Genomic DNA, 25,077 nt, shown 5'->3' on the forward strand with positions numbered 1-25,077 from the left:
CCCTCAACCGATCTATTCGGTCAGGGTCGCCTTCAATTGCTTGAGAGCCGCCGCCTTCAACTGGTGCACGCGCGGCACGGATACCTCCAGAACGGCGGCAATCTCAGCCAGGTTCAGCTCTTCGACGAAGTATAGCTGAAGCACCAGTTGAAGGCGCTCCGGCAGGACCCGCAGTGCGACGACGAGCCCGTCACGGTCTTCGACCTCGATAATCTGTGCGAGCGCATCGGGCTCTTCGCTGGCGAAGGCGCCGTCACTGTCGGCATAGACCTCATCGATGGATTCGAGGCGCACCTGAGGTTGGCTGGAATCCTTTTCGCCCCGGCGACGCAGACCCTTGCGGTTGGCCCTGATCGCATCGACCATGGCGCCCCGCACGCGCAGCTTTGCATAGGCGGCGAATCCATCTTCGTTCGGCCGGTCATGGCGGCGCGAACATTCGATGAGAGCGATCATCCCTACCTGAAACAGATCTTCGGGCTCCATGAAGTCCTCGACCGATGCTGCAAGGTGCCAGGCCTGCTTGTGCACCAGCGGCGTAAACCGGCGCACGCGATCGTTCGCGCTCGATCCGTAGGCATCGCTTACAGCCAGCGGGGACCGGGAGTGAATCATGATTGCAACGTCCTTTCGTCGCTTGAAAATGCGGTGCCAGTTGCGGCCACCTGGGGAGCTTGGGTTTCCTCTCCGACGACGGCGATCACATCGATCGGCTGTTCGGGGGGAAGTTCGGTGATCGAGAGAACCGCGATTGTCGGCACGCGATTGCGCAACAACAGCGAAAGAGGGCGGCGCGCACGCGGCTGAACAACGAGAGCAAGCGGCACCATTCCTGGTTCGCGCTCTGCGACCAGCGTGCCGATCTGCTCACAAATCGCTCGGGAGAGATCGGGCTCGATGACCAGGTCTCCGCTGGTAGGGTCGCTGAGCGACCCGACGACCAGCTGCTCGAGGCGGGCAGATAGCGTGAGCACGGGAAGGCGCTCGCTCGGGCCGCAGATGCGGCCGACCAGTTGCGGTCCCATATCCGCCCTGACCAGTTCGACGAGAGCACCCTGTTCCACCGTAGACAGTGCGGCCTGTGCGATGCTGCTCAGAAGAGCGCGTGGGTGCGAAAGGGTAATTCCATCGTCCAGCAGCGTGCGCAGAAGTTTGGTAAGCGCGCCCAGTGACAGCGGCTGCGGGGTCACCGCATCCACCAGAGCTTCGCCGCGGGCGCGAACCGCATCGATCCATTCCTTGACCTCGTCGTGGCCAAGCAGGCGCGAGGCGCGGCTGATGAGGAGGCGGTTTACGTGGGTTACGACGACGCTTTCCGCATCGACCACAAGATAGCCTTCGCTCACGGCGTGATCTCGAAGCCCCTGATCGATCCAGACCGCCGGACACCCGAAGCTCGGATCTGCCGTACGCTCGCCGACCAGTGCGGCCGAGGCATCGACTTCGCCGGTATCGATCGCCAGCATCCTTCCGGGCACCAGGCGGCCCCCTCCAAGCGGGGCGCCACCCAGAACAAGACGATATTCGTCCGGCGCAAGCGACAGGGAATCCTTCAGGCGAAAGGCAGGAACAACGAAACCGAGCTGCTCGCTCATCTGGCGGCGCAGGCCCGTAAGCCGGGAGACCAGTGGCGCGCCCTTGCGCTCGTCCGCGAGCTGGACCAGCCCGTATCCAAGCTCGAGCGTAACGAGCGAATTGTCGGCCACATCCTCGATCGTGATAATGGAGGGGTCGGGCCCATTGTCGACGGGTTGCGCCTTGCGCATCTCTTCCATCGCGGCCTTCTTGCGCAGGCTCCGCCAGATGAAGAAGGCACCGGCTGCAAAGGGCATGAATACGCTCTGCGGCATTGCGGGAATACAGCCGATCGCGAAAAGAATGCCCGTTACCGGCAACCAGATACGGGCATCGGTGAACTGACCACCGATCTGACCGGTCAGGTCGCGCTGATCGGTGACACGCGTCACGATGACAGCGGCGGCGATGGAAAGGAGCAACGCGGGCACCGAGGCGACAAGCGCATCGCCGATGGCCAGAACGATGTAGCGCTCCCCCGCTTCGCCGGCGGAAAGGTTGTGCGACGCCATGCCAATGGCAAAGCCGGCAATGATGTTCACCGCCAGAATGAGAAGGGATGCAACCGCATCACCTTTCACGAACTTGCTGGCACCATCCATCGAGCCGTAAAAGTCTGCTTCGGTCGCGACCTCGCGCCGCCGGTCCTTCGCTTCCTCGGGGGTCACGAGGCCAGCGGCAAGGTCAGCATCGATCGCCATCTGCTTGCCAGGAAGAGCATCGAGCGTGAAGCGCGCGGAAACTTCGGATACGCGCCCAGCGCCCTTCGTGACAACGACCAGGTTGATGATCATCAGGATCATGAACACGAAGATGCCGACAACGAAATCGCCACCGATCAGAAAGGCGCCGAATGCTTCGATCACCTTGCCTGCCGCAGCCTCACCTTCATGGCCTTTGAGAAGAACCACGCGCGTCGACGCCACGTTGAGTGCGAGACGCAAAAGGGTTGTGAACAGCAAGACCGAAGGAAAGGACGAAAAGTCCAGCGGCTTCGCGACATTCATCGCGGCCATCAGCACCGCGATCGAAAGCGCGATGTTCAACACGAAGAAAACATCCAGCATGAAGCTGGGCAGCGGGACCACCATCAACAGGATGATCACCAGGATCGCCCCGGGGAGTGCCACCGAACTTGCCCCGCCGGGCCACTTCTTCATCACAGGCCCGCTCCTGCAATCTTGTTATAGGCGGCGGCAACGTGGCGCCCGGCCCTGCCTGGCAATTGGTTGCCGGCGCCGAAGGTCGATTGAAGCAGTTGCGACATGGGCGGGCGCTCACCCTGTTCCCCCGGCCTCATGGCTATCGATGGGAATCCCGGCGACCCGAACGGGGAAGCACCCGAGGGCGGCGAGGATTGCGCGAATTGCGGTGCGAAGTCGGGTGCGCGCTCCAGCTTGCTTGCCATCAGTCCCCGGACTTCCTCGAGGCTGCGGGCGCGACCGCCAGTGAAGAAGATCGATGTGTTCGCCTCAGCGGCGGAAGGCAGCAGTGCTGCGGCACTTTGCGCCGGATCTGCCGCATGGGCCTTGAGGAACTTTGACGCTCCTGCGGAGCCGAGGAAATGGGCGAGATAGAGTTCGGTCTGATCCGGCTGGCGGCCCAAAACGGAGGTGAGAACCGCTGCATTGGATTTGGCGAGCGCGCCTGCCATCAGGGATGCCGCGCCCGGATCGAAACGCAGGTCCAGAAGCTGTTGCCGCATCGCAGGGTCGGCAACGAAAGCGCGGCCGTTGCGACGTTCGATCGCTGCGCTGGCCCACCCCAGACCATGTTCACTGCCGAATTTGTCGAGCGTGTCGAGCCAGGTTCCGCTGGTGAACTGGAACAGACCTGCCGCACTTGATGTCCGGGCTGTGGCGGTGGGGTTCATTGCGGATTCGACATGCGCCTCCGCGATGAGAAAACCGAAGTCCACTCCGGTTCTTCGCGAAGCATGTTGAATCGCGTCGATCGGTCTCGGCGCTGTGCTGGGGCTCGGCCCCGCAATTGTCGGCATGGTTAATCCCCGGTGTTCTTGGCGGGGATTTATTCAAGGATCGTGCCAAATTCTCGATTGGTGGTGCGGGAATGATCAGGCGAAAGCTGGTGCCGAGGAATAGGCCGGGTTTCCGCCGGTCAATAACGACAGCCGCGACTGGACGTTGTCGGCGATAAGATTGCGCAGTTTCCGGTTGATGGCATTCAGCCGCTTGGCCGAATCCAGCAGCCCGAGGCATTCGTCATCGAGCTGGTCGGGCGCATAGCTGGCCAGCTTGTCGCAAAGATCCGCTTTGCCTTGGGCGCAATTGAGAATGCGATCCAGGTCCAGGGCGGCAAGAGCTTGCCGCTCACCTTCCAGGAGGGCCACCATCTGCTTCAATTGTTGAACCGGTTGCACGAATTATTCCTTCTCAACGAGCATGAATTTAGCCGCGATCATCGCATCGGCGATCTTGAAGGGCAGCAGAGGATAACGCCCCTCTCGCAATGCATCCCTGATTTCGCTGACACGCTGATTATCCACCGGAGCTTCCGCGCCGGCACTTGGCAGGGCAACCGTGTTGGAGGCGGTGGCCTCCTTGCGGATGTCGACCTGAGTGGACCGGTCCGTCTTGGCAATCTGTCGCACCTGCCCCGGCACTCTGCCGGGCGATACACTATCGATCGGCTTCATTGGTCGTTCTCCTAAAAGTTCACCCTATAGAACGTCTCGCGGGTGGGTCTTTTAAGAGTACCGTAAAATTTTTCCGGCAAGCCCTTGCCGGTTACGGCACATCGATGCCGACAACCCCCGCCTCCAGGACCTTGGCAGACAGCGATTTGCGGACGTCACCGTATGAAGGGCGCACGGAAATGGTTGCGCCGACAGCTCCAGTCTGAAGGGCTTCCGCTCTTGTGGACATAGAGAAGCCCGCCCCTGAAACACGGACCTGCACCAGATCGCCGCGGCTGATGACGGGCTGCGATCTCTCGGACCCCATCACCGGTACGAACACGCGCCAACCACCCGGCACGGGGCAGCTCACCTTAACGCTTTGTTCCTGTGAGCCATACCATTCCGCCGTCGCTCCCTGATCGCATGCGGTAAGCCGCAGCCGAGGATCGACCGCCTGCCTTGCGCCGCCCGGCTGGCCAATTGCCTTGCCGGTGAAGGCGGCGACCAGGGCATCGATATGAGACGGGGGCGTCAAGTTTTGGGACGCTGCCGGTGCGGCAACCATCAACAGGGGCGTTATCAAAAAAGCGGGCTTGCGCCACATGATCAGTCTCCAAAATGTCGATGCATCGGTATCGCAAGCACCATGCCAATTACCGAGTAGCCTGTCCGTCGTAGATCAGGCGCGCCGACCATCCGGTTTGCCCGGATGGCAGGACGACCGTGCGGACACGTTCGAAACGCTGCTTCGCGACACTTTCCATGCGAGATGCCTCGTTCCAGATGCGAGCCCTGTCGCCCTCCGCATAGCGACCTGTCATCACGACGGTGGTGCGGGGATCGGCAGGCTGATCTGCGAGCCAGCGTCCGAGAGGCTGTTCGCTATCGCCCTCTGCCCATTTCGAGAGCGCAGGATTGCTGACGGGCTTGGCCTTCCCGAGTTCAGCGTCCTGTTTCGCGGCGCCAGCCGTTACCAGAAAAAGGATCAGGGCCAAGTCGGCAATCACGGTTTGCCAACCCAACCCTCCCTGACCGATCATCGCGCCACTTCCAGCGGACGTCTGGTGCGTGGATCAGCTTCGAGAATTTTGGCCTCCATCCATGCGAAGAGTTCCTCGCGCGCGAGATCCTCATTACGCGCTTTTCGGTCCACCAGACTTGCCAGAGGAGCAAACACGAAATTGGATAGCAACAGCCCATAAAGCGTGGTCAGAACCGCAGTACCAATCGCATTCGCAATCGATGAGGAAGCGCTCGCGTCGTGGGTGGCGAGACCCGCAAGTGCGAGGAGCGTTCCCGCCAGGCCCAGGATCGGCCCAAGCTCGGCAGCCTTCAGGAGAACGGATTGGGCGATTTGAGACCGTTGCAGACGTTGCCTGCGGTGCCTGTCATGCTCACTCGATAAACCGGCCAGGGAGCGCGATTTGACCAAGGCCGCCGTAGCGTCGTCGATTTCCTGATCGCCGATCGGGTTTGGATCACTGCGTACCAGACCGTCCTGCTGAATATCGGCGATTTGACGAGAAACCTCCGCTCGCGCTTTTATGAAATCGAACTTGCGTGTCGCGACGCTGAGCAGCACGGTAACCGTCAAGCGGCAGGCTTTGGGGCCGCAGTGGACCAAGGTTGCCAACAATGTGCCGCCGCCGACCACCGCGAGCGAGTTAGGATCGAACAGCTCGATCATCGCCAATCCTCCAACACAGTACGATCAAGAGAACGTCGTGTCGGAACTGTGCTTTAGCGCTCGGCGGACATTTGCCGGGAGCGGCAATATTTTGCCGGATCAGTTGGTCCTGGCGCCGAGCGAACTCAATCACCCCGGCCTCGCTCGACTGAAACCTGATTTGGCACGCAGCTTGCTTGAGTGGGGGACGATTCATGAAGCAACTGGATTTGCCAATGTCCAACTCACTCTTCGGTCTGCATGGCGAGGCCCTCCGCTTGAGGGGGGAGCGCATGACGCTGATAGCATCGAACATCGCGAATGCGGCGACTCCTGGTTACAAGGCTCGTGACATTGACTTCCGGTCTGCTCTCGCGGCGCGGGAAGGCGGAGCGAGCATCGAGGCGAGCCGATCTGCGGCCATTCAGTTTCGTGCGCCGATCATGGCGAGCCTCGATGGGAATACCGTCGAAATGTCGACCGAGCAGATGGCGTTCAGTGAAAATGCTGTGGCGTACGCCACCACGCTGGAATTCCTGAAGGGTCGCATCGAGACAACCACCCGCGCGATCAGAGGCGAATGACGGTGGCGAATTCGATGTCTCTCTTTGATGTAGCGGGGCGCGCCATGTCGGCCCAGCTGGTGAGGATGAATGCCGCGGCGTCGAACCTGGCCAATGCCGGAACCGTCGCTGCGTCCAAGGAAGAAGCGTATCGCCCGCTTCGTCCAGTGTTTCAGCAGGAACTCGATGCGACAGGCAACGCGGCGACGGTAAAGGTCGCGTCTGTGGCGAGAGCCGATGTCGCGCCGGTCCGTCGCCATGAGCCGGGTCATCCACTTGCCGACGAAAACGGAGATGTCTGGGCATCTCCTGTCGATGAAAACGAAGAGATGATCGAGATGCTCGAGGCGTCCCGGCAGTACCAGAACATGGTTGAGGCGCTTTCTACCGCAAAACAGCTGATGCTCGAAACCGTAAGGATGAAATGATGAGCGTATCCTCAATTGCTTCGGGCGGTGCCGCCCCGATATCTCAAGGCTCTTCTGAGAAGAGCGGCTGGGCGTCTTTGAACCAAGGCGACTTCATTCGACTGCTTACGGTCCAGCTCCAAAATCAGGATCCGTCCGACCCGGTCGATAACAAAGAGATGCTCGCGCAGATGGCGCAGTTTTCTTCGCTTTCGGGAATCAACGATGTGAACTCCACGCTTCAGTCGATCTCCGAAAAGATCGATCTGCTTGCGAGCAAGACCCTCTAATATTCAGGAGTATCCGAAATGTCTTTCTACACTTCGCTAAACGGCATGAAGAATGCCCAGACCGATCTGGGGGTCATCGCACACAATATCGCGAATGCGGAGACTGTCGGCTTCAAGAAGTCTCGCACCCAATTTGCGGACGTTGTAGCTGGCTCCGCCTTTTCCAACCCCAAACTGATGGTCGGTATCGGCGCCAACGTCGAATCCATCACGCAGAATTTCTCGCTAGGCCCAGTGGAGCAAACAGGCTCTGCTCTCGATGCCGCAATCACCGGTGACGGGTTCTTCGTCACGCGATCGGGAGAGACCGGCGAAACCTTCTACACGCGCAATGGCTCTTTCGAGACAGACGAAGGCGGCTTCATTCAAGACGGCTCCGGCAACCGTCTTCAGATGTTTCCCACCGACGCCGCTGGAAACGTCACATCCACTACTCCGCAAGACGCCCAAGTACCTGCGCAGAATGCTGCCGGGTCTGCTTTCGCGGGCCTGACAATCTCGTCGAACGGGAACATTTCTGCGTCTTTCGTCGATGGCAGCAACGAGGTCATCGGCAAGGTTTCTCTGGCGAGCTTCATTGCGCCAAATGGCCTGCGCCAGGTTGGTTCCTCGAACTGGCAGTCCACCGGCATTTCCGGAGCCCCGAAATATGGTGGTCCGGGCGAAGGTCTGTACGGGAAACTATTGGCGGGATCGCTGGAGCGCTCCAACGTCGACATCGGCGAGCAACTCGTCGCGCTGATCACAGCACAGCGTAACTTCCAGGCGAATGCGAAGGCCATCGATACGGCAACGCAGATCGGCCAGACAGTTATCAATCTGCGGACGTAAGTGAGATGGATCGTCTGATCTACACGGCCCTGTCGGGCCTGTCGGCTTCGATGGATCGCCAGCGCGTGATCGCCAGCAACATGGCGAACGCGCAGACGATCGGCTTCCGGGCCGAGCTGATGGATCAGCGCGCCGTTACGATTGCCGGCGAACAGCCAGAGGTTCGGGCGCAGCAACAGGCGCTCGTCCGCAGTGCGGACATGCAGGGGGGGGAGGCCGTGATGACGAGCCGCCCCCTGGATATTGCGCTCGACGGCTCAGCCCTGCTTGCTGTCCAGGCGGATGACGGCAGCGAAGCCTACACGCGGCGAGGCGATCTCTCTGTGCGAGCGGACGGCGTGGTGGTGAACGGCGATGGAGCGATGGTCATCGGTGAGGCAGGGCCGATCACGGTTCCGCTTACCGGTCGGATATCGGTGACCCCTTCCGGTGCCGTCACGGTGAGTGATCCGGCGACCCCGGACCTGCCTGCGATAGAGGTCGCTCAACTCAAGCTTGCCAGCCCTGACGGCAGCCAAATCGCGAAAGGTGTTGACGGCTTGTTTAGGGTCGTAGGTGGCGGAATTCTGCCAACGGACGAGGCCGCTACGTTAAAACCCGGATACCTTGAGCAATCCAATGTGAAACCGACCGAAGTACTGGTCGAGATGATCGATCAGCAACGGTTGTTCGAGATGCGAACCAAGCTCGTAACTACCGCCAAAACCATCGACGAGAGCGGCGCACGATTGATGCGCCTCATATGATCCAACGGGGGCTTTTGAACAATGCCAACCTCTGCTCTGCAAGTCGCCCGGACCGGGCTGGAAGCGCAGGATGTGCGGATGCGCGTCATCGCAAACAATCTTGCAAACGTTCAGACGACCGGTTTCAAACGCGATCGCGCGAATTTTGCCACCCTTGCATATCAGGACACCCGCGTAGCGGGCGCGGCTTCGAGCGGCGAGACCGCCTATGCAACGGGCCTCAACCTCGGAACGGGCGTCTCCGTTCAATCGACGACCCAGATCATGACGCAGGGAACGCTCGATCAGACGGGCAATGCCCTGGACCTCGCGCTGGACGGCGATGGGTATTTCCAGGTTGCGCTGCCCGGTGGTCAGCTGGCCTACACGAGGGCGGGAAACTTCACGCGCTCCGCAGAAGGGACGCTGGTTACCCAACAGGGTTACGAGGTTCAGCCGGCGATAACCATCCCCGAGGGGGCTGGCGCGATGACCATCTCTCCAGATGGAACCGTGTCCGTCCAGATCGAAGGGCAAGCCGAGCCCGCACAGCTTGGCCAGATACAGGTTGCCAGCTTCGCCAATCCGGCGGGGCTTCGCGCTCTGGGCGATAACTTCCTTGCAGAGACAGCGGCGAGTGGTGCGGTTCAGCTGGGCGCAGGTGGCGATGCCGGGCGCGGCCGTGTGCGGCAGGGCATGCTTGAAACCTCCAACGTAAATGTCGTCGAGGAACTCGTCGATATGATCGAATGCCAACGCGCTTACGAGGTCAATTCCAAGATGATCTCCGCAGTCGACGAAATGATGCGCAACGCCAACCAAACGCTGTGAGAGACGATATGAAGCGTAACTTTGTCAGCATACCGGCGATTATTGCCCTTGGTGCGTGCACTTCCGGACCCCCCCCTGGGTTTCAGGCTGCGCTTCCGGCGGCGCCCGTTCACGTGGCGCCTGCGGTCGCATCCAATGGGGCGATTTTCCAGGCCGCCAGTGGCTATGCACCGCTTCATTATGGTCAGCGCGCACATCGTCTTGGGGATATCGTAACGGTGGTTCTCGCCGAGCGTACGACCACGGCGAAATCTGCCAGCGGCAACACCACTCGCGCTGGATCCGCAAGCATCACGCCGCCAACCGCCGGGCCTTTCGCGATCGACCCCAACATACTGAGCGCGGGCGCCTCTGGTAGCTTTACCGGCAAAGGTAATGCTGCCCAATCTTCGACACTCGCGGGCGACATCACGGTCACCATTGCCGAGGTTCTCGGGAACGGTGTCGTGCGTATTCGGGGCGAAAAGCTGATGAATTTCAGCCAGGGTCAGGAATGGGTGCAGCTCACCGGCCTCGTTCGCTTGGCCGATATCGATGCAGATAATCGGGTTCTGAGCCCTCGCATCGCCGATGCCCAAATTCGTTACGGGGGCAAGGGCTCTGTTCAGACAGCGGGGCGGGAAGGCTGGCTTTCTCGCTTCTTCAGCAAGATCAGCCCCTTCTGATGACCTGGCGCCACCTACTCGCCGTTCTTGCGGCCTTCGCTTTCTGGACCGCGCCGGCACAGGCCGAGCGTATCCGGGATCTCGGCACATTTCAGTCGGTTCGTTCCAATCAGCTGACCGGTTACGGAATTGTGGTCGGTCTCGACGGCACGGGCGACGATAACCTTGCTTACCTGACGCAGGCGATGCGGGGCACCACCGGCCGGTTCGGATTGCAGCTTCCGCCAGGCGTAAGCCCTGGACTGAAGAACGCCGCAGCCGTGATCATCACGGCAGACCTTCCGGCTTTCGCCAAACCCGGCCAGCGGATCGACGTGACCGTGTCGACGATGGGGAAAGCCAAATCTCTGCGTGGCGGCGCGCTCATCCTCACCCCACTTTTCGGCGCCGACGGCGAGATCTATGCGATGGCGCAGGGCAATCTCGCGGTGGCCGGGTTGGGGATATCCGGAAAGGATGGCTCCAAACTCACCGTTAATGTTCCGACCGTGGGGCGGATTCCCGAAGGTGCTAGTGTAGAGCGTGCCGTCGCTACCGGCTTCGAAACGGGCGAAACGCTCCGGTGGAATCTCGCATCCGCCGACTTCTTGACAGCTTCGCGGGTTCGGGACGCGATCAACCGTCAGTTCCCTGGCCTGGCCAGTGTCGAAGACGGAGTCACGATCGCGATCAGGATGCCGTTCGATACAGATGCTAGGGCCAGCATGATGGCAGCGGTCGAAATGATCGAAGTCGATCCAGCGGAAGCTCCGGCAAAGGTTATCGTGAACAGTCGTAGCGGAACCGTGGTTATCTCAAACATGGTTCGTCTTGCCCCGGCAGCGATCAGCCATGGAAGCCTCGTGCTCCGGATCGAGGAGAACGAGCGGATAATCCAGCCAAATCCTCTGTCGCCCGGCCAGACAGCCGTTGAAAATCAAAGCAATCTGACTGCCGAAGGGCCAGGCGAGAAACGCGTTCAGTTGTTCAATCCTGGGGCAAGCCTCGCGGCGGTTGTCGATGCATTGAACGCTTTGGGGACCAGCCCGTCTGACCTCGTTGCGATCCTGGAGGCCTTAAAACAGGCCGGTTCCCTCCGTGCTGAGATGGTAGTGATATGATCGCAGCAGCCACGCCTCTTTCCGGCCTCGCAACCGCCAGCCCAGCCAGCGCCGACAACAAGGCGTTGGTGGATGCTGCGCGGGGTGTTGAGGCGATGTTCCTGCGCCAGGTCCTTTCGGCTGCGCGGGCCTCGTCTTTCGCCGATGAGGAAAACCCCCTTTCGGGTGGGAGCTCGGCGGCGACATTCACGGAAATGCGTGACGCGAAGTTTGCCGACATCGCCTCTCAAACCGACATGATCGGTTTGTCGGCGACGTTGGCTAAGCAGCTTTCGCGCAACCTCAAGACGGGAGGCTAAGATGGCGTCCGATCTCATGACGATCGCGAAGAGTGGTGCCAAAGCAGCTCGTTCCGCGCTTGATGTTACCGCACAAAATATCGCCAATGCCAATACCGAAGGTTACGTTCGCCGGTCCATAGAGACGGCCGAAGTAGCGAACTCTTCCGGTATGTTGCGGCTCGGCGACTTCTCGCTGTCCGGCGTCCGGGTCGCTGCAGTCAACCGCAACGCTGACATGTTTCGCCAGTTGGAAGTTCGGCGGACGGGGGCGGATGCCGCACGGGGTTCGGCCGCGCTGCAGGGAATGGAAAACATCGAAGCAGCGATCGAGCAGTCGGGGCTTTATGGCTCCGTCGTCGCATTCGAGGCTTCGATCAAGCAACTCGCATCCGATCCGACAGCCAATGAATTGCGTGCTGCTGCGCTGGCCCAGGCAGATCACATGGCCCAGAGCTTCAATCTGGCCTCTTCGAGCCTCGATCAGGTTGGCGAAGGCGCGCGCTTTTCCGCTCAGGGCGGGGTGGATGAGGTCAACGTGTTGGCCGAGCAGCTGGCTCGAACGAACACCTTTCTGTCGCGAGCGGCTCCGGGTGGTTCGGACCGTGCGATGCTTCTTGACCAGCGCGACAATCTTCTGGCCAAAATTTCCAAACAAGCGGGCGTAACGACGTCGTTTAACGCGGATGGCCAGGTAGACCTGCGCCTGGGTGGCGCGTCGGGCCCGCTTTTGGTCACCGGCTCCACACGACAAACACTCGCCATGGCCACGGCGGGGGACGGGACGATTTCGTTCGATGTCGGCGGAACGGCCACGAACATCGCGACAGGCGGCCTTGCCGGGCATTCGGCCACTCTCAGCGGCGTCGTGTCTTCAAAGGCGCAGATCGATGCCGCGGCAGACAACATCATAAATCTCGTCAATGCCTCACAAGCTGGGGGCGTGGACCTCGCGGGCAATCCGGGCAACCCGATTTTCTCAGGTTCTGGTGCTGCGGGGATCGCGATGACCCTTGCATCTCCGTCGGGAATTGCGACGGCTCCGGCCGGATCGCCAGCAAGGAGTCTGGACTCCTCGCATATCCAGGCGTTGGCAAACGCTCTCGACAGCGGCGCTGCGGCCGGACGCGTCAGTGATGCGATCTTTTCCGTGTCCAGCACGGTGGCCAATCAGCGTATCGCCACCGAAGCTCTCGAAACCATTGCTTCGAAGGCACGGATCGCACTCGATCAACAGAGCGGCGTCGACCTCGATGAGGAAGCGGCCAACCTGGTTCGATACCAGCAAGCGTTCCAGGCTTCCGGCCGAGCTATGCAGGTTGCCTCGGACCTGTTCGATACATTGCTGGGGATCGCACGATGACTACTGTCAGCACTTCGGCATTCTACGAGCGCAGCAATCTCCAGCTTTCAAGCTTGCGTAAGCAAACCGAAAAACTTCAGACGCAAATCGGAACCGGGCAACGACTTGGGACATCCGCAGATGATCCGGTAGCTGCGGCACGGTTACGCGTCCTCGACCGTCGCGGCTCGCTCGCGACGGTGGACAAAGCCTCCGCTGACCGGGCGCAGGGCAATCTCGACCTTGCCGACAAGGCAATCGGTGAAATGGCCAAGCTTGTCATTCGAGCCAAGGAGTTGGCTCTTCAGGCGGCCAGCGATACGCTGGGCGACGCGCAACGGTCCTCGCTTGGCAGCGAGCTTGCTGCGCTGCGCGAAAACCTGCTGACTTTGGCCAATGGGCGCGATTCCAACAACAATGCGTTGTTCGGCGGGCTGACCAGTGGCCAAGCTTATCAGTCCACCCCGCCCGGCGCGACCTATCTCGGTACCAACGTGGCACCGACGACCGACCTCGGAGCCGGCCAATCGGTAATTGAAGGCGTACCGGGCCCCGATCTTTTCGATTTTTCGCACAAGGGTTCGCCGACCAACCTCTTTGCTGTACTCGGCAACCTGGCCGATGCTTTGACGGCGGGCGGGACGGGGGCCGGCGCCGCAGCGTCGGACGCGCTTGGCGCATTCGACACGGGCTTGGACAAGCTTACTACCACGCAGACCGTCGTGGGTACGCGTTTGGTGTGGATCGATACGGTCAATGACCGGCGCCTGGATCGTTCGGAACTTGAGGCCAATGAGCAGTCCGAGATCGGCGGTGCCGATCTCGCAGCCTCCATATCCAAGCTTCAACAAACAATGACCATTCTGGAAGCGAGCCAGGCCAGCTTCGTCAAACTGGCCAACCTGTCGCTCTTCGACCTCCTGCGCTGATCAGCGCGGCCATAAATTACTGGGGACACTGAGTTATGTTTGTTGCGGTCGGATTCGTCCTGCTCATCCTTTTTGTCTTCGGTGGCTTTGTGATTGCCGGTGGCGCGCTTGGGCCGGTTTTGCATGCTCTGCCCCATGAGATGTTGATCATCGGAGGCGCGGCGGTTGCCGCCGTCGTCACGGGCAATTCGATGCATGAGCTCAAGGCTTTGGGAGCAGGCTTTGCAAAGCTGTTCAAAGGTCCCCGCCATGACAAGCAGGACCACATCGACGCCATCGCACTGACCACCCGGCTGATGAAGATCATGCGCACGGAAGGACCGGTGGCGCTTGAATCTCATCTCCAGGATCCAAAGGCATCACCGATTTTCGCGGAATATCCCAAGCTGCTCGCCAACGGGCCGCTCATTAGCCTGGTTGCAGACGCACTGACCCTGATCGTCGTGTCTTCCGGGACGCTCGATCCGCAGGCGGTGGAAGATGTGATGGACAATGCGTTGAAGACGCATTTCCACGAAATGCACGAACCGCAGCACATCATGCAGAATCTGGCGGATGCGCTTCCGGCGCTCGGCATCGTTGCGGCCGTGCTCGGCGTCGTGAAGACCATGGGATCGATCGACAAGCCGCCCAGTGTTCTAGGCGGGATGATCGGCTCAGCTCTGGTCGGAACGTTCCTTGGCGTGCTTCTGGCCTATGGCATCGTCGGTCCGATGGCGGGCCGTCTTAAGCAGATTGTCGAGGCGGACGAACAAATCTTCCACGCGGTCAAACAGGTAATCATCGCGTCTCTGCGCGGGCATCCGCAGCCGCTGGTGGTGGAAAGCGCCCGTTCCGGCTTGGGCCATGCTTTCCGCCCTGGCCTGTCGGAGTTGCTCGACACTTTGAGGAAGCGTTGAAATGGCTGCTAAGCGCGGCAAGAACGAGCTGCCAACGCCTATCATCGTCAAGAAGATCACGATCGTCGAAGGCGGGCACCACGGCGGTGCATGGAAAGTTGCCTATGCCGACTTCGTGACCGCGATGATGGCGTTCTTCCTGCTCATGTGGTTGCTCGGTGCGACGACGGAGAAGCAGCGAAAGGGTCTGGCGGATTACTTCACGCCCACACTCGTGAAGCTCAAGGAGCAAAGCGCCGGGGCCAATGGCCTTCTGGGCGGAGCATCGATCACCGACGTGGATAATTACCCAAATCGCCAGGGCCAGACCGGGACGAAATCCTTGACGATCCCGCGGGATGCTTCTGGCGGCCCTCGCGAAGCCGCCAATCACGTCACCAAGATGCGCGAGCGCCTCGAAAAGGCGATGGCCGAGGATCGCAAGCTGCGCAAGCTCGCCCGCAACATGCGCATGGTGATGACGAAGGAGGGCGTAAGGCTCGATCTCGTGGACGATGCCAACTTTTCCATGTTCCACCTCGGAACCACTGTGCTCACTTCCGATGCGCGGGCTTTGATCAGTGCGATCGGTCAAGCCGTGGGACCGGTCGGGGGCGGGCTGGTCGTGCGTGGCCATACCGATTCGCTGCCATGGAAACCGGGAACGCAGGCCAACAACTGGTCCTTGTCCGCCGGCCGAGCCGAAGCAACCCATCAGGAACTCGCACGCCGTGGCATCGCGGAACGGCGATTCACCAGGATCGAGGGTGTCGCTGATCGCGAGCCTTTGATCGCGGACAATCCTCAGGATCCACGTAACCGCCGGATTTCGATTACCATCCTCAACAACTGACCTGAGAACGTCGGCCTTGAGTATGGGGCCATTTAAACGGGTCGCAGGATTGGTCGCCGGGGTGACGTGATTCACGTCCGCGTAGCGGAGGCGTTGGTGATGTCTGGCCCGTTTTTATGTAACGAGGCGCAGATTCCGCATCGATCCGATTTGCGTTGTAGCGATGTGAGTCTTCTTACCGACCGCAAAAGATCATCTGCAATCGTCGCATCGGATGGAGCCGCCCTGGCGTATCCAATCGCCTGTTAGCCGAGCTGACCCTAGCGTGCTCAACAAGAAGTTCTGTCCCGATCTATCGGGCGAGCGCGAGGCGACCTGAACCCTAGGCTGCCCGAGGAGTGCGATGGTGCATCAAGCTGGCCGCCATTGGTGACGGCCCAAATGCGCGTCCACAAGGGTGCGGCTCTGCTGCCGCCATCCCGCGACCTGATCGCTGACCGGGCTACAACAGCGATCGCTTGCGCGCCGATCCACCGGACGCGGCAAGCCCTTCGTGCGATGGTGATGGAGTGAAGGGGCGGCTTTATAAGACGGGGCGAAGAGCGATCCGATGATCTGCTGAATGCCAAGACTTGGAATCAAAGAGGGGCCCATCCTTCGCAGGATGGGCCCCTCTCTATTAGTCTAACTAGGCGGCTGCGCGGCTGCGTCCGTCGGCCTCTTCCAAGCGTTCGCGGAGGCTTTCCAGGTGAATATGCTCGAAACTATTCGGCATGCCTTCCTCGCACAGTACCAGGCCGACCTGACGGACCGTCTGGCAGATTAGGTCCAAGCCCTGGAGGGAGCCCATGTGCTTTTCCATCAACGCAAAGTCGCTGCACAGGCTTGCCCCGAGCACTTCCACCGCTTGTGCGGTTTCGTCGAGTATGGTGGCAAGCTCGCGCAGGGTATGAGTGGAATGCGAGCTGGCGCTCATGCCGCCTTCGCCATCGCCGAATCATCGGCCAGCTTGGACAGTTCGAGAACCATCAGCATCTCGCCCGCCTCGTCGATCGTGGTCAGCCCTTCGATGCAATCGGAAACGGTATCTTCCGCTCCGGCGGCCGGCTGCTGCAGTGTCTCATCGTCGATGGTCACGATATCGTTGACGGTATGCACGATCAGCCCACGCAGCTGACCCTCCCATTCCGCCACGATGATCGGATTGCGCGGCGTTGCTTCCACAGGCTCCCAGCCGAGACGGGCAGCCAAGTCCACGACCGGCAGCACCACGCCACGCAGATTCACCACGCCAACGACATGGCTGGGTACCTTGGGCAGGCGGGTGACCGGCGACCAGGCGCGGATTTCGCGGATCGCCATGATGTCCAGCCCGAAGAGCTGATCACAGACCTCGAAGGTGATTAATTCGCGTCGCATTTCGTTTGCCTCCCGTATCTCAGTGAACCACGCGGCGAACCGCGGTTGCCAATTTGTCCGGATCGAACGGTTTTACGATCCACCCGGTGGCGCCGGCATCGCGGGCGCGCTTCTTCTTTTCGTCGCTGCTCTCGGTGCTGAGAACCAGGATCGGGCGGTCGGCATGCCGCGCGCTTGAGCGCAGTTCGGAAATCAAACCGAACCCATCGAGGCGAGGCATATTGATATCGGTAATAACGAGGTCGACTTCGTTGGTGGCCAGCCACTCCAGTGCTTCCTGGCCGTCTTCGGCCTGTTCGACGCTGAAGCCATGCGCGGCGAGAGCATGGCGCAGCAACGCCCGCATGCTGGCGCTGTCGTCGACCGTAAGGATACGCGTTGACTGAGACATGTTTTCCCTCACTAGAAAAGCTCGACGTCACCGAGCGAAGCATCGCGCGTCGTGACTGGTTTTTGGACAACTGGTACTTCGGTAACGTTCTTCCGACATTTGACCTGGCCGGACGCAGGGCGAAAATGGACGCGGCGCGCGCAGGTGTCGCCCGTGTCCGCATATGTCAGCTCGATGCCTTCGCGTTCGAGGAAATCGCGCGCGAACTGAGCGTTGACAGTGCCGATCGGCCGCCATCCGGCATGCATGTTGGCGCCGCCGTAGATGCGAGCCTTCATGCGCCGTTTGGATGCACCCAATGCCATCATTTGGTTTATGAGCAGTTCCATCAGATACACGCCAAAATGCTCATCTACCTCTGAACCGGAAGAATTCTTGGGCGGTTCGGCGAGAAGAAAATGGTTCATTCCACCCACACGCGCTTTTGGATCGTAGAGACAGGTGGCGATGCAGCTTCCAAGTACGGTGTTGAATTCGACGTTTGCATCGTCGCTTGCGCGCACTTCTCCCTGGAGAACGGTGTCGCGAACGATAGGGCGCCCGGTCGATGAGGATGAATTAGGCAACATGGCGTTCCAATCCCCTTACGAGTGCGCGGCGAGCGATGGACTTGAGCGGAAGAACCTGCTGTGCGGCACCAAGAGCGATTGCTGCCCGCGGCATGCCGAAGACGGTGCAGCTCTCCTCATCCTGCGCTATCGTCATCGCCCCTTTCTGCGCCAGCGCCAGAAGGCCGCGCGCGCCATCCTGGCCCATGCCCGTCATCAGAATCCCGGTGACATCGCTGCCGATCTTTTCCGCTGCGGCACAAAACAGGGCATCGACGCTGGGGCGGTGGCCGCTGATGGAATTCCCTGCCCGCAGGACAGTGCGCATCGGCCCACCACTTCCCCCGGCGACCATGAGATGGCGCTCGCCGCCAGGGGCGAAATAGATATGGCCAGGCTGCATGAAGGTGTCCGCCTCTGCCAGGACAACCGTGGCCTGCGTGGTTTCGTTCAGCGAACGGGCGACAGCTTCAGCGAATGACGGGTTCACGTGCTGAACGATCATGGTCGGCGGGCAATCCGGGCCGAAATCAGGCAGCACCTGACGCAGCGCTTCAATGCCGCCGGTCGATGCGCCGATCACGATCAATTTGGCAGCCGTGCGCGGTCCGCTCGACGGTATTGAAGAATGGATGGGTGTCGGTTGGCTCGGGGCTCGGCTCTGATCGCGTACGGCCCTTTGCGGGCGGGCTTGCGAAGCTTCGCGCACCAGATTGCCGAGCGACCCGCAACCTTCGCCGCTCGCGGCAGCCGTCAGCTCGGATTTCCCGAAGCAGCCGATCGCGCCGAGACCCAGTGCGCGGGCGGCGATTTCCGTGCCTTTCTCGGCCAGGCTGGAAACGACGACCACCGGCGTGGGGCGCAGTTCCATGATCTTCCGCAGGAAGGACAGACCATCCATGCCCGGCATTTCGATGTCCAGGGTGACGACATCGGGATTGAGGGCTTTGATCAATCCGCGAGCCTCGTTGGCATCGCAGGCCAAGCCGACGACTTCGATATCTTCTTCCCGCGACAGGGCAAGCTGCATCAGCTTGCGCATGGTCGGAGAATCATCGACGATGAGAACGCGAATGCTCATTGCGCCACCCTCCGGTAAACGGTTGGACCACAGGGCTCGAGAAGGCGGGTCGCCGGCCCCGAGACGCGTTCGGAGTGGCCGATATAAAGGTAGCCACCCGGTTGCAGCTGCTGCGCGAAGCGGGCGACGAGCCGTTCCTTGGTAGGGTTGTCAAAGTAAATCATGACATTTCGACAGAAGATGACATCGAATAATGAACGAAGCGGCCAGTCGCCCAGCAAGTTGAGCTGCCGGAACCGGACGAGATTGCGCATCTCATCGACGATCACGCGCTCATCCCCCTGTGCGCGGGTCCAATTCGACCGCAGGTCTTCCGGCATCGGTTCGATCGCCTTGCTCGCATAGGTCGCGGCCTTGCCCGCCGCGATAGCGTGCTCGGCCAGATCGCTGGCGAGCACGACTAGATCCTTGGACGCGATGCGCCGGCCCTCTGCTTTGTCGCTGCCGAGAAAGTAAGAAAGCAGCGTCCAGATTTCCTCGCCGCTCGAGGAACCTGCCGACCAGATGCGTACGCTGCCGCCGCCCATAAGGCGCGTCACCAGTTCGGTGCGAAGATTGTCGCGGAAATGATCGAAGTGATGGGGTTCACGATTGAAATAGGTGTGGTTGGTGGTGAGCGCTGCGACCGTCTTGTTCAGCAGGTCCGCATCGCTTTCGATAAGGGAGAGATATTCGGCGAAGGTGATGCACTGGTTGCGTCGCAGCAGGGGGCTGAGGCGGGAGTAGGCGAGCATACGCTTGCCGTCGGACAACACGATGCCCGATTCACGCCCGATGAGGGCAGCGATGCGGTCAAAATCCGCCTGCGAATAGATCGCTGGACTCACGCCTGGAACGATCGATCCGCCTTGGTTTTTTGCCAGAACTTGCGACATCGTCAGGCCGCCTCGGCCTGCTGAACGGCGCTGACGCTGTTCTCGACGAGTTTGTCGACATCGGTGATCAATGCGACGCGACCGTCGCCAAGGATGGTCGCACCAGCGAGACCTTCGATTGAACGATAGTGAGTTGCCAGGCTCTTGATGACCATCTGGCGCTGGTCGATGATGTTGTCGACCAGAAGTGCCGCCTGATTGGACGTTTCGGTTTCCACGATCACAAGAACGCCGTTGCACGGATCGCACGATGGAGCCCCGTGATTGAGCACCTTCGCAAGCGAGACGATGGGGATGTAGCGGCCGCGCACATTGAGCATCTGGCGGCTCATCCCAACCTTCTTGATGTCCTCCGCAACAGGTCGCAGGCTCTCCACGACATGGGTGAGCGGGATGACGAGCGTTTGATTGTCGCTGACGACCACCATGCCGTCGGCAATTGCAAGCGTCAGGGGCAGCGCAAGCACGAAAGTGGTGCCTTTGCCCTCTTCGCTTTCGATGGTGATGCGGCCGCCCAGGTCCTTCACGTTCTGGCGGACCACGTCCATGCCCACACCGCGTCCCGAGATCGATGAAACCTGCTGCGCGGTCGAGAAACCGGGGGCGAAGATGAGGTTGCAGATCTCTTCGTCGCTGAGCGAGGCGTGGGCATCGATGACACCTTTTTCGACCGCCTTGGCCAGCACACGTTCGCGATTGATGCCGCGTCCATCGTCTCCGATACGGATCACAATGCGGCCTGCCCTCTGCTCGGCGGAGAGGGTCAGTACCCCCTCGTGCGACTTGCCGGCGGCAACGCGTTCCTCTGGACCCTCGATCCCGTGGTCGACGGCATTGCGGATCAGGTGGGTGAGCGGTTCGCTCAGACGCTCGATCACGGTCTTGTCGAGTTCAGTCGCCTCGCCCTCGATCAGGAGCTTCACGTGCTTGCCGGTGGAGCCGGCCAGTTCGCGCAGGAGGCGGGGGACGCGATTGAAGACAGTGGCGATAGGCTGCGCGCGGAACGCCATCGCCCGTTCCTGGATTTCACGCACCAGTCCTTCGACTGCGACCAGTTCGTCGATGCCGCCAAGGCCGGAACCCGCGAGACGCTGCGCCAGCATTGCCTGCGCAATGACGAGTTCGCCTGCCCCATCGATCAGGCGGTCCAGTTTGCCCAATTCGATCCGGATCGATGCGTTGGCGTTGGCTGAGTTGGATGCAGCGGGTGCGCTGCTGGCGGGCGTCTTGGCCTGTTCGTCGGCAGGCACATCGGCCGTGGACTTCACTGCCTCGGCGGGGGCGGGGGCGGGCGAGGCAGCCGGAACTGGGGGGCTGGCGGGAGCCTGCCCGGCTTCGGGCTCGGCCGATTCCTTCCGGGCAATCGGCTCCGCGCTCACGAGCTTCGCCTGCGAGAGCTTTGCGGGGGGCATGGCGGCATCCTCGCCCAGCGCAACCGAGCAGTCATCGCCTACGAAGTCGAATATCTCGCGTACCGCATCCTCCGAGACACTCTTCGGCATTTCGCAAACCCAGCCCAGATAGCCTTGCCGGGGATCGCATTCGTCGATCGACGGCATGTCGCCAATGTCGCAGCTGATCGAAACCGCGCCCAGCAGCTTGAGCTCGCGCAGCCATAGCAGCGGTTCACTGCCGTTCGACATCGCACCGCTGTGGGGGCGCACGAATACCTTGTAGGTTTCGACATCGGCATCGGTAGCTGCGCCGCCTTCGGAAGGCGCGGGCTCGTCGGAAGCGCTCAGATCGTCGAGCAGCGCGTCGAGATCGAAGTCGAGATCGAGTCCGTCATCCGCTGGCGCATCGGCTGCGGGCGCGCCTTCTGCAGGCTCGGCGGCGGCTTTCGAGGAAGCCTGGGCCGCTACGATCTGCGCGATCACAGCCTCGTCCGAAGGCGAATCCGTGCCATTCTGCGCGGCGTCAACGTGATAGCGCAGCGTATCGAGCGAGATCAGGAGCAGATCGACCAGCTCGGGCTCGATCGACACCGTTCCGTCGCGCACGTCGGACAACAACGATTCGAACTCGTGCGTGAAACCTTGCATCGGCATATAGCCGAACGCGCCCGCACCGCCCTTGATGGAGTGGACGGCGCGGAAGACCGCATTGATCGTCTCGTCGTCATGCGTGCCTTCGCGGCAGGCCGTCAGACCCGCTTCGGCGGCTTCGAGCGCCTCTTCGCATTCAACAAAGAAAATTGACTGGATGTCGTCGGAGTTCATTATGCGGCCTCCAGCGAGAGCACACCGGCCAGACCGGTCAGGGCCACCGCGGACGTGAAATTCTCACTCGGGTTCTTGATGGCGATGCCGCCGCTTGTGCGGGCCGCGGCTACGAGTACCTGAAAACAGGCCTGGCCAATTTTCTCGACATCCGACGCATCGACTTCGATCACGCCGATGCCGCAGACATCGCTCATTTCCGTCTTCAGCGCTTCAGATGCGAGGCTATCGCACACCGCCGGCATTTTGATTTCACACATTATTTCTCTCCAACCCGCGGTGTATTCAGATTAATTCCCGGTAAAGTTCGACCGGCTCTTCGGCCATGGCGGCTTTTATTGCGTTGCCGCGCTCACCTCAGCCCCGCCGAGCCTGCCCAAGCCCGATCGCACCCGCGATCAGCAGCGTGGGGCACAACAAGCGGCGATCCGATGAGCTGGATCAGGCGGGTGAGAATCATGCAGTGGCCCCCGAAAAGCAGGTTGCGAGTTCGATGCCCCTGTTAACCAGCTTTGATCGAAGGATGCTTTTCCCGGCCTTAGGCAGAAGTACCTATCGATCAGAAATCTTTGCTTGAGAGGCGATGGTTAAGAAGGGCCCGTGATCCGGCGGCCCAAGTCGCGGCCGCAAACCAATTTTCGCAAGGAAACCGGGAAAGATGCACACCGTTAAGGTTTTGGTGGTCGATGATAGCGCGGCTATGCGCGCCTTGTTCTGCGATATCCTGGAAAAGGCCAAGGGCGTGGAAGTCGTTGGTGCGGCGCGCGGTGCCGACGAGGCCCGCGACATGATCACCAGCCTGCGTCCCGACGTGCTGACGCTCGACGTGGAAATGCCGGGGATGAGCGGCCTGGAATTCCTGACCGAGATCATGGAGGAACGGCCCATGCCCGTGGTGATGCTGTCCAGCGTGACTCAAAGCGGGACGGGTACGGCGCAGAAGGCTCTCGATCTGGGCGCGTTCGCCTGTTTTCCCAAGCCCCTGCGCACCTCGCCCGAAGAATTCAACGCCGTTGTCCAGAAGCTCGGCAGCCTGGTCATCAAGGCCGCCACCGCGAAGGATGCCAAGCCTAGCGCTCCGGCGTCTCAGCCCGAAACCAGCATGGTGCCCAATGGCACCGCAGTGGTCATTTCGGGCGGCAGCGGAGCGGTCGACGTGGTGCGCGAAGTGCTGGCCACCTATCCCGCGAATTGCCCGCCGACCGTTATCACTTTGGATGCGGAAACCGAGGGGGCCGGGCTCATCGCGAGGCTGGACGGGTTGGTCGCCTGCCAGATCAAGGCGGCTACCGACGGGTGCAAGCTGGAGCCGGGCGTGGTTTACATCGCCAACAATGGCGGCGCTCATGCCATCATGGAAGGCGCCGACACGATCCGACTGAGCCCCCGCGACCCGGTGGCCGGGGTTCGCCCTTCCGGAGATCTGCTGTTTGGGACTGCCGCGCGCGGATTGCAGAAGGCAATCTGCATTCTCCTGGAAAATGCGACCGGCGACGGAGCCAAGGGCTTCAAGATGGCCGCCGACGCGGGTCTGAAGGTCATCGTGCAGAAGCCGCGGGCAACCGGGGCAGTTGCGGGCCATGACACCGCCCGCCGTCTCGTGGGCGGGGCCGAGGTGCTGGAAGCGGGCGATCTGGGCGCCAGGATCATGTCGGAGGCGATGGCCGAAGTCGCGCTCGCCTAGGACTGCATTCCCTGTTTGGGGCGGGGGCTCGCCCTCCGTCCTGGCGCCGGCCGTTCAGGCGATGGCGCCGCTTTCGCGCAAGGAAGCGATCTCGCCGTCATCCATGCCAAGCAGGCGCAGGACCCGATCGCTGTTTTCTCCGGGCAAGGGGGCCGGCTGCGGAACATCCGCAACGGTGCGTGAATAGCGCGGCGCGGGCGCCGGCTGCGTATCGGACCCCACCGTCACGAACGTCTCGCGTGCCTTGTTGTGCGGATGTTCGATCGCCTCGCTCATGGTGAGGACAGGGGCGTAACACACGTCGGTGTGTTCCATGATCGCGTCCCATTCGGAGCGTGTCCTGGATTTGATCAGGGCGGTCAGCTTGTCCTTCAGGACCGGCCATTGCGTCCGGTCGTGCTGGGCGTCGAAATCCTTGTCATCCTCAAGACCGGCAAGCCGGCGCAATTCGGCATAAAACTGCGGTTCGATACTGCCCAGCGAGATGAAGCCGCCATCGGCCGTTTCGTAGGTGTCGTAGAAATGGGCGCCGGTATCCAGCATGTTGCTGCCCAGATCCTCGTTCCACACGCCCATGGTCCGCATGCCATGGATCATGCTCATCAGAACTGCGGTTCCATCGGTCATCGCCGCATCGATGACCTGGCCTTCGCCGCCGCGCGCCACATTCAGCAGGGCAGATGCCATCCCGAAGGCCAGCATCATGCCTCCGCCGCCGAAATCGCCGACCATATTGATGGGGGGCGTGGGTTTCCCGCCCTGCCGGCCGAAATGCGCCAGCGCGCCGGCCAGCGCGATGTAATTGATGTCGTGCCCTGCATAGGGGGCGTAAGGCCCGTTCTGACCCCAGCCCGTCATCCGGCCGTAGACCAGCTTGGGATTGTCCGAGAGCAATTCGTCGGGTCCCAGGCCGAGCTTTTCCATGACGCCGGGCCGGTAGCCCTCGATCACACCATCGGCACTGGCGCACAGGCGGCGGGCGAGGGCGACGCCTTCCTCGCTCTTCAGGTTGAGGGCAATGGACTGGCGGCCCCGTGCGAGAACGTCGCTGCGGGTGACGGGCATGGATCCGCCCCTGCTACCGCTGACACGGTCGATCCGGATCACCTCCGCGCCGTGATCGGCAAGCATCATTCCGCAGAACGGACCCGGTCCGATCCCCGCGAATTCGATGATCCGCAATCCCTTGAGCGGTCCGGCCACAGTCATTCTCCCATTGCGTTTCGCAACGCAAAGCAGGCCCGTCCGGCCAAAGCAAGCGCCCAGCGCAAGCTCTCCCGACGCCGGGTCTCAGCTTCTATCGCAGAGCAATCTTGCCCTTGCCGCCCTCGCCGCGTAGCCACGCGGGG

Annotated in this window: 31 protein-coding genes; 14 read left to right on the forward strand and 17 right to left on the reverse strand. The window is 61.2% G+C overall.

All coding sequences use genetic code 11. The features are described from left to right. Positions 1 to 12 precede the first annotated feature (12 nt). The 8 genes from ACFDTG_RS00200 to ACFDTG_RS00235 form a co-directional block, all read right to left on the reverse strand. Entirely contained in the window at positions 13 to 615 is a 603-nt protein-coding gene (locus ACFDTG_RS00200; protein ID WP_375289055.1) for a sigma-70 family RNA polymerase sigma factor, read from the reverse strand. Continuing rightward, a complete protein-coding gene (locus ACFDTG_RS00205) occupies positions 612 to 2,735 on the reverse strand; it encodes a flagellar biosynthesis protein FlhA (RefSeq protein ID WP_375289056.1) in 2,124 nt (707 codons plus the stop codon). The genes ACFDTG_RS00200 and ACFDTG_RS00205 overlap by 4 nt, the downstream gene beginning before the upstream one ends. Continuing rightward, positions 2,735 to 3,574: a transglycosylase SLT domain-containing protein gene (locus ACFDTG_RS00210; RefSeq protein ID WP_375289057.1), complete on the reverse strand. Its 840-nt coding sequence runs from the start codon at positions 3,572 to 3,574 to the stop codon at positions 2,735 to 2,737. The genes ACFDTG_RS00205 and ACFDTG_RS00210 overlap by 1 nt, the downstream gene beginning before the upstream one ends. Positions 3,575 to 3,649: 75 nt before the next feature. Beyond that, a complete protein-coding gene (locus tag ACFDTG_RS00215) occupies positions 3,650 to 3,955 on the reverse strand; it encodes a hypothetical protein (RefSeq protein ID WP_375289058.1) in 306 nt (101 codons plus the stop codon). Positions 3,956 to 3,958: 3 nt separating this feature from the next. Then, entirely contained in the window at positions 3,959 to 4,231 is a 273-nt protein-coding gene (locus tag ACFDTG_RS00220) for a flagellar biosynthesis anti-sigma factor FlgM (protein WP_375289059.1), read from the reverse strand. A 91-nt stretch (positions 4,232 to 4,322) separates the two neighbouring features. Continuing rightward, complete coding sequence (locus ACFDTG_RS00225; RefSeq protein ID WP_375289060.1) at positions 4,323 to 4,817, reverse strand: flagella basal body P-ring formation protein FlgA; 495 nt, start codon at positions 4,815 to 4,817, stop codon at positions 4,323 to 4,325. Positions 4,818 to 4,866: 49 nt separating this feature from the next. Beyond that, positions 4,867 to 5,235, reverse strand: a complete 369-nt coding sequence (locus ACFDTG_RS00230; RefSeq protein ID WP_375289061.1) for a hypothetical protein — start codon at positions 5,233 to 5,235, stop codon at positions 4,867 to 4,869. Positions 5,236 to 5,249: 14 nt separating this feature from the next. After that, complete coding sequence (locus tag ACFDTG_RS00235) at positions 5,250 to 5,900, reverse strand: MotA/TolQ/ExbB proton channel family protein (RefSeq protein ID WP_375289062.1); 651 nt, start codon at positions 5,898 to 5,900, stop codon at positions 5,250 to 5,252. A gap of 215 nt (positions 5,901 to 6,115) precedes the next feature. Between ACFDTG_RS00235 and flgB the strand changes: the two genes are divergently transcribed. The 13 genes from flgB (at position 6,116) to ACFDTG_RS00300 (ending at position 15,571) form a co-directional block, all read left to right on the forward strand. After that, positions 6,116 to 6,463, forward strand: coding sequence for a flagellar basal body rod protein FlgB (flgB, locus tag ACFDTG_RS00240; RefSeq protein WP_375289063.1), 348 nt, complete (start codon positions 6,116 to 6,118; stop codon positions 6,461 to 6,463). Continuing rightward, positions 6,460 to 6,870 (forward strand): flagellar basal body rod protein FlgC, encoded by a 411-nt coding sequence (flgC, locus tag ACFDTG_RS00245; protein ID WP_375289064.1) that lies wholly within the window; start codon positions 6,460 to 6,462, stop codon positions 6,868 to 6,870. Before flgB ends, flgC begins: the two co-directional genes overlap by 4 nt. Then, the gene (locus ACFDTG_RS00250; RefSeq protein WP_375289065.1) at positions 6,867 to 7,139 is read left to right on the forward strand and encodes a flagellar hook assembly protein FlgD; all 273 of its coding nucleotides are present in this window, start codon (positions 6,867 to 6,869) and stop codon (positions 7,137 to 7,139) included. Before flgC ends, ACFDTG_RS00250 begins: the two co-directional genes overlap by 4 nt. A gap of 18 nt (positions 7,140 to 7,157) precedes the next feature. Then, positions 7,158 to 7,970, forward strand: a complete 813-nt coding sequence (locus ACFDTG_RS00255) for a flagellar hook-basal body complex protein (protein ID WP_375289066.1) — start codon at positions 7,158 to 7,160, stop codon at positions 7,968 to 7,970. A gap of 5 nt (positions 7,971 to 7,975) precedes the next feature. Continuing rightward, complete coding sequence (locus tag ACFDTG_RS00260; RefSeq protein WP_375289067.1) at positions 7,976 to 8,716, forward strand: flagellar basal body rod protein FlgF; 741 nt, start codon at positions 7,976 to 7,978, stop codon at positions 8,714 to 8,716. Between the two features lie 21 nt (positions 8,717 to 8,737). After that, on the forward strand, positions 8,738 to 9,526 hold the full coding sequence (gene flgG / locus ACFDTG_RS00265) for a flagellar basal-body rod protein FlgG (protein ID WP_375289068.1): 789 nt from the start codon (positions 8,738 to 8,740) through the stop codon (positions 9,524 to 9,526). A gap of 113 nt (positions 9,527 to 9,639) precedes the next feature. Further along, on the forward strand, positions 9,640 to 10,191 hold the full coding sequence (locus ACFDTG_RS00270; protein WP_375289069.1) for a flagellar basal body L-ring protein FlgH: 552 nt from the start codon (positions 9,640 to 9,642) through the stop codon (positions 10,189 to 10,191). After that, on the forward strand, positions 10,191 to 11,291 hold the full coding sequence (locus tag ACFDTG_RS00275; RefSeq protein ID WP_375289070.1) for a flagellar basal body P-ring protein FlgI: 1,101 nt from the start codon (positions 10,191 to 10,193) through the stop codon (positions 11,289 to 11,291). Before ACFDTG_RS00270 ends, ACFDTG_RS00275 begins: the two co-directional genes overlap by 1 nt. After that, complete coding sequence (locus tag ACFDTG_RS00280) at positions 11,288 to 11,590, forward strand: rod-binding protein (protein ID WP_375289071.1); 303 nt, start codon at positions 11,288 to 11,290, stop codon at positions 11,588 to 11,590. Before ACFDTG_RS00275 ends, ACFDTG_RS00280 begins: the two co-directional genes overlap by 4 nt. Position 11,591: 1 nt before the next feature. Next, a complete protein-coding gene (gene flgK, locus ACFDTG_RS00285; protein ID WP_375289072.1) occupies positions 11,592 to 12,932 on the forward strand; it encodes a flagellar hook-associated protein FlgK in 1,341 nt (446 codons plus the stop codon). Continuing rightward, positions 12,929 to 13,840, forward strand: coding sequence for a flagellar biosynthesis protein FlgL (locus ACFDTG_RS00290; RefSeq protein WP_375289073.1), 912 nt, complete (start codon positions 12,929 to 12,931; stop codon positions 13,838 to 13,840). The genes flgK and ACFDTG_RS00290 overlap by 4 nt, the downstream gene beginning before the upstream one ends. A gap of 35 nt (positions 13,841 to 13,875) precedes the next feature. Then, positions 13,876 to 14,739: a flagellar motor stator protein MotA gene (gene motA / locus ACFDTG_RS00295; protein ID WP_375289074.1), complete on the forward strand. Its 864-nt coding sequence runs from the start codon at positions 13,876 to 13,878 to the stop codon at positions 14,737 to 14,739. Between the two features lies 1 nt (position 14,740). Further along, on the forward strand, positions 14,741 to 15,571 hold the full coding sequence (locus tag ACFDTG_RS00300; RefSeq protein ID WP_375289075.1) for a flagellar motor protein MotB: 831 nt from the start codon (positions 14,741 to 14,743) through the stop codon (positions 15,569 to 15,571). Positions 15,572 to 16,199: 628 nt separating this feature from the next. On the opposite strand, the gene ACFDTG_RS00305 is transcribed toward ACFDTG_RS00300, so the two are convergent. From ACFDTG_RS00305 to ACFDTG_RS00340, 8 genes are read right to left on the reverse strand one after another with little or no spacing between them, the layout of a single operon-like run. Next, the gene (locus tag ACFDTG_RS00305) at positions 16,200 to 16,487 is read right to left on the reverse strand and encodes a hypothetical protein (RefSeq protein ID WP_375289076.1); all 288 of its coding nucleotides are present in this window, start codon (positions 16,485 to 16,487) and stop codon (positions 16,200 to 16,202) included. Continuing rightward, the gene (locus ACFDTG_RS00310) at positions 16,484 to 16,930 is read right to left on the reverse strand and encodes a chemotaxis protein CheW (protein ID WP_375289077.1); all 447 of its coding nucleotides are present in this window, start codon (positions 16,928 to 16,930) and stop codon (positions 16,484 to 16,486) included. Before ACFDTG_RS00310 ends, ACFDTG_RS00305 begins: the two co-directional genes overlap by 4 nt. A gap of 19 nt (positions 16,931 to 16,949) precedes the next feature. Further along, on the reverse strand, positions 16,950 to 17,321 hold the full coding sequence (locus ACFDTG_RS00315) for a response regulator (protein ID WP_375289078.1): 372 nt from the start codon (positions 17,319 to 17,321) through the stop codon (positions 16,950 to 16,952). A gap of 11 nt (positions 17,322 to 17,332) precedes the next feature. Then, positions 17,333 to 17,890 carry a chemotaxis protein CheD gene (locus ACFDTG_RS00320; protein WP_375289079.1) on the reverse strand — a complete coding sequence of 186 codons (558 nt, stop codon included), beginning with the start codon at positions 17,888 to 17,890 and terminating at the stop codon, positions 17,333 to 17,335. After that, complete coding sequence (locus ACFDTG_RS00325) at positions 17,880 to 18,950, reverse strand: chemotaxis response regulator protein-glutamate methylesterase (protein WP_375289080.1); 1,071 nt, start codon at positions 18,948 to 18,950, stop codon at positions 17,880 to 17,882. Before ACFDTG_RS00325 ends, ACFDTG_RS00320 begins: the two co-directional genes overlap by 11 nt. After that, positions 18,947 to 19,825 (reverse strand): CheR family methyltransferase, encoded by an 879-nt coding sequence (locus ACFDTG_RS00330; RefSeq protein WP_375289081.1) that lies wholly within the window; start codon positions 19,823 to 19,825, stop codon positions 18,947 to 18,949. The genes ACFDTG_RS00325 and ACFDTG_RS00330 overlap by 4 nt, the downstream gene beginning before the upstream one ends. A 2-nt stretch (positions 19,826 to 19,827) precedes the next feature. Beyond that, positions 19,828 to 22,044: a chemotaxis protein CheA gene (locus ACFDTG_RS00335; RefSeq protein WP_375289082.1), complete on the reverse strand. Its 2,217-nt coding sequence runs from the start codon at positions 22,042 to 22,044 to the stop codon at positions 19,828 to 19,830. After that, positions 22,044 to 22,304 carry an STAS domain-containing protein gene (locus ACFDTG_RS00340; RefSeq protein WP_375289083.1) on the reverse strand — a complete coding sequence of 87 codons (261 nt, stop codon included), beginning with the start codon at positions 22,302 to 22,304 and terminating at the stop codon, positions 22,044 to 22,046. Before ACFDTG_RS00340 ends, ACFDTG_RS00335 begins: the two co-directional genes overlap by 1 nt. A 398-nt stretch (positions 22,305 to 22,702) precedes the next feature. On the opposite strand from ACFDTG_RS00340, the gene ACFDTG_RS00345 reads away from it, so the two are divergent. Further along, entirely contained in the window at positions 22,703 to 23,728 is a 1,026-nt protein-coding gene (locus ACFDTG_RS00345; protein WP_375289084.1) for a chemotaxis protein CheB, read from the forward strand. 54 nt (positions 23,729 to 23,782) lie between these two features. Here the strand turns inward: ACFDTG_RS00345 and ACFDTG_RS00350 are convergent, their stop codons facing one another. Beyond that, positions 23,783 to 24,931, reverse strand: coding sequence for a CaiB/BaiF CoA transferase family protein (locus ACFDTG_RS00350; protein ID WP_375289166.1), 1,149 nt, complete (start codon positions 24,929 to 24,931; stop codon positions 23,783 to 23,785). Positions 24,932 to 25,077 lie beyond the last annotated feature (146 nt).

Source organism: Qipengyuania sp. (genome assembly GCF_042095715.1).
Lineage (GTDB): Bacteria > Pseudomonadota > Alphaproteobacteria > Sphingomonadales > Sphingomonadaceae > Qipengyuania.

What these genes read in the sequence shown, in the direction of transcription:
- ACFDTG_RS00200 (WP_375289055.1), bottom strand. Translation starts at nt 615, where the DNA reads ATGATTCACTCCCGGTCCCCGCTGGCTGTAAGCGATGCCTACGGATCG.
- ACFDTG_RS00205 (WP_375289056.1), bottom strand. Translation starts at nt 2,735, where the DNA reads ATGAAGAAGTGGCCCGGCGGGGCAAGTTCGGTGGCACTCCCCGGGGCG.
- ACFDTG_RS00210 (WP_375289057.1), bottom strand. Translation starts at nt 3,574, where the DNA reads ATGCCGACAATTGCGGGGCCGAGCCCCAGCACAGCGCCGAGACCGATC.
- ACFDTG_RS00220 (WP_375289059.1), bottom strand. Translation starts at nt 4,231, where the DNA reads ATGAAGCCGATCGATAGTGTATCGCCCGGCAGAGTGCCGGGGCAGGTG.
- ACFDTG_RS00225 (WP_375289060.1), bottom strand. Translation starts at nt 4,817, where the DNA reads ATGTGGCGCAAGCCCGCTTTTTTGATAACGCCCCTGTTGATGGTTGCC.
- ACFDTG_RS00235 (WP_375289062.1), bottom strand. Translation starts at nt 5,900, where the DNA reads ATGATCGAGCTGTTCGATCCTAACTCGCTCGCGGTGGTCGGCGGCGGC.
- flgB (WP_375289063.1), top strand. Translation starts at nt 6,116, where the DNA reads ATGTCCAACTCACTCTTCGGTCTGCATGGCGAGGCCCTCCGCTTGAGG.
- flgC (WP_375289064.1), top strand. Translation starts at nt 6,460, where the DNA reads ATGACGGTGGCGAATTCGATGTCTCTCTTTGATGTAGCGGGGCGCGCC.
- ACFDTG_RS00250 (WP_375289065.1), top strand. Translation starts at nt 6,867, where the DNA reads ATGATGAGCGTATCCTCAATTGCTTCGGGCGGTGCCGCCCCGATATCT.
- ACFDTG_RS00255 (WP_375289066.1), top strand. Translation starts at nt 7,158, where the DNA reads ATGTCTTTCTACACTTCGCTAAACGGCATGAAGAATGCCCAGACCGAT.
- ACFDTG_RS00260 (WP_375289067.1), top strand. Translation starts at nt 7,976, where the DNA reads ATGGATCGTCTGATCTACACGGCCCTGTCGGGCCTGTCGGCTTCGATG.
- flgG (WP_375289068.1), top strand. Translation starts at nt 8,738, where the DNA reads ATGCCAACCTCTGCTCTGCAAGTCGCCCGGACCGGGCTGGAAGCGCAG.
- ACFDTG_RS00275 (WP_375289070.1), top strand. Translation starts at nt 10,191, where the DNA reads ATGACCTGGCGCCACCTACTCGCCGTTCTTGCGGCCTTCGCTTTCTGG.
- ACFDTG_RS00280 (WP_375289071.1), top strand. Translation starts at nt 11,288, where the DNA reads ATGATCGCAGCAGCCACGCCTCTTTCCGGCCTCGCAACCGCCAGCCCA.
- flgK (WP_375289072.1), top strand. Translation starts at nt 11,592, where the DNA reads ATGGCGTCCGATCTCATGACGATCGCGAAGAGTGGTGCCAAAGCAGCT.
- ACFDTG_RS00290 (WP_375289073.1), top strand. Translation starts at nt 12,929, where the DNA reads ATGACTACTGTCAGCACTTCGGCATTCTACGAGCGCAGCAATCTCCAG.
- motA (WP_375289074.1), top strand. Translation starts at nt 13,876, where the DNA reads ATGTTTGTTGCGGTCGGATTCGTCCTGCTCATCCTTTTTGTCTTCGGT.
- ACFDTG_RS00300 (WP_375289075.1), top strand. Translation starts at nt 14,741, where the DNA reads ATGGCTGCTAAGCGCGGCAAGAACGAGCTGCCAACGCCTATCATCGTC.
- ACFDTG_RS00305 (WP_375289076.1), bottom strand. Translation starts at nt 16,487, where the DNA reads ATGAGCGCCAGCTCGCATTCCACTCATACCCTGCGCGAGCTTGCCACC.
- ACFDTG_RS00310 (WP_375289077.1), bottom strand. Translation starts at nt 16,930, where the DNA reads ATGCGACGCGAATTAATCACCTTCGAGGTCTGTGATCAGCTCTTCGGG.
- ACFDTG_RS00315 (WP_375289078.1), bottom strand. Translation starts at nt 17,321, where the DNA reads ATGTCTCAGTCAACGCGTATCCTTACGGTCGACGACAGCGCCAGCATG.
- ACFDTG_RS00320 (WP_375289079.1), bottom strand. Translation starts at nt 17,890, where the DNA reads ATGTTGCCTAATTCATCCTCATCGACCGGGCGCCCTATCGTTCGCGAC.
- ACFDTG_RS00325 (WP_375289080.1), bottom strand. Translation starts at nt 18,950, where the DNA reads ATGAGCATTCGCGTTCTCATCGTCGATGATTCTCCGACCATGCGCAAG.
- ACFDTG_RS00330 (WP_375289081.1), bottom strand. Translation starts at nt 19,825, where the DNA reads ATGTCGCAAGTTCTGGCAAAAAACCAAGGCGGATCGATCGTTCCAGGC.
- ACFDTG_RS00335 (WP_375289082.1), bottom strand. Translation starts at nt 22,044, where the DNA reads ATGAACTCCGACGACATCCAGTCAATTTTCTTTGTTGAATGCGAAGAG.
- ACFDTG_RS00340 (WP_375289083.1), bottom strand. Translation starts at nt 22,304, where the DNA reads ATGTGTGAAATCAAAATGCCGGCGGTGTGCGATAGCCTCGCATCTGAA.
- ACFDTG_RS00345 (WP_375289084.1), top strand. Translation starts at nt 22,703, where the DNA reads ATGCACACCGTTAAGGTTTTGGTGGTCGATGATAGCGCGGCTATGCGC.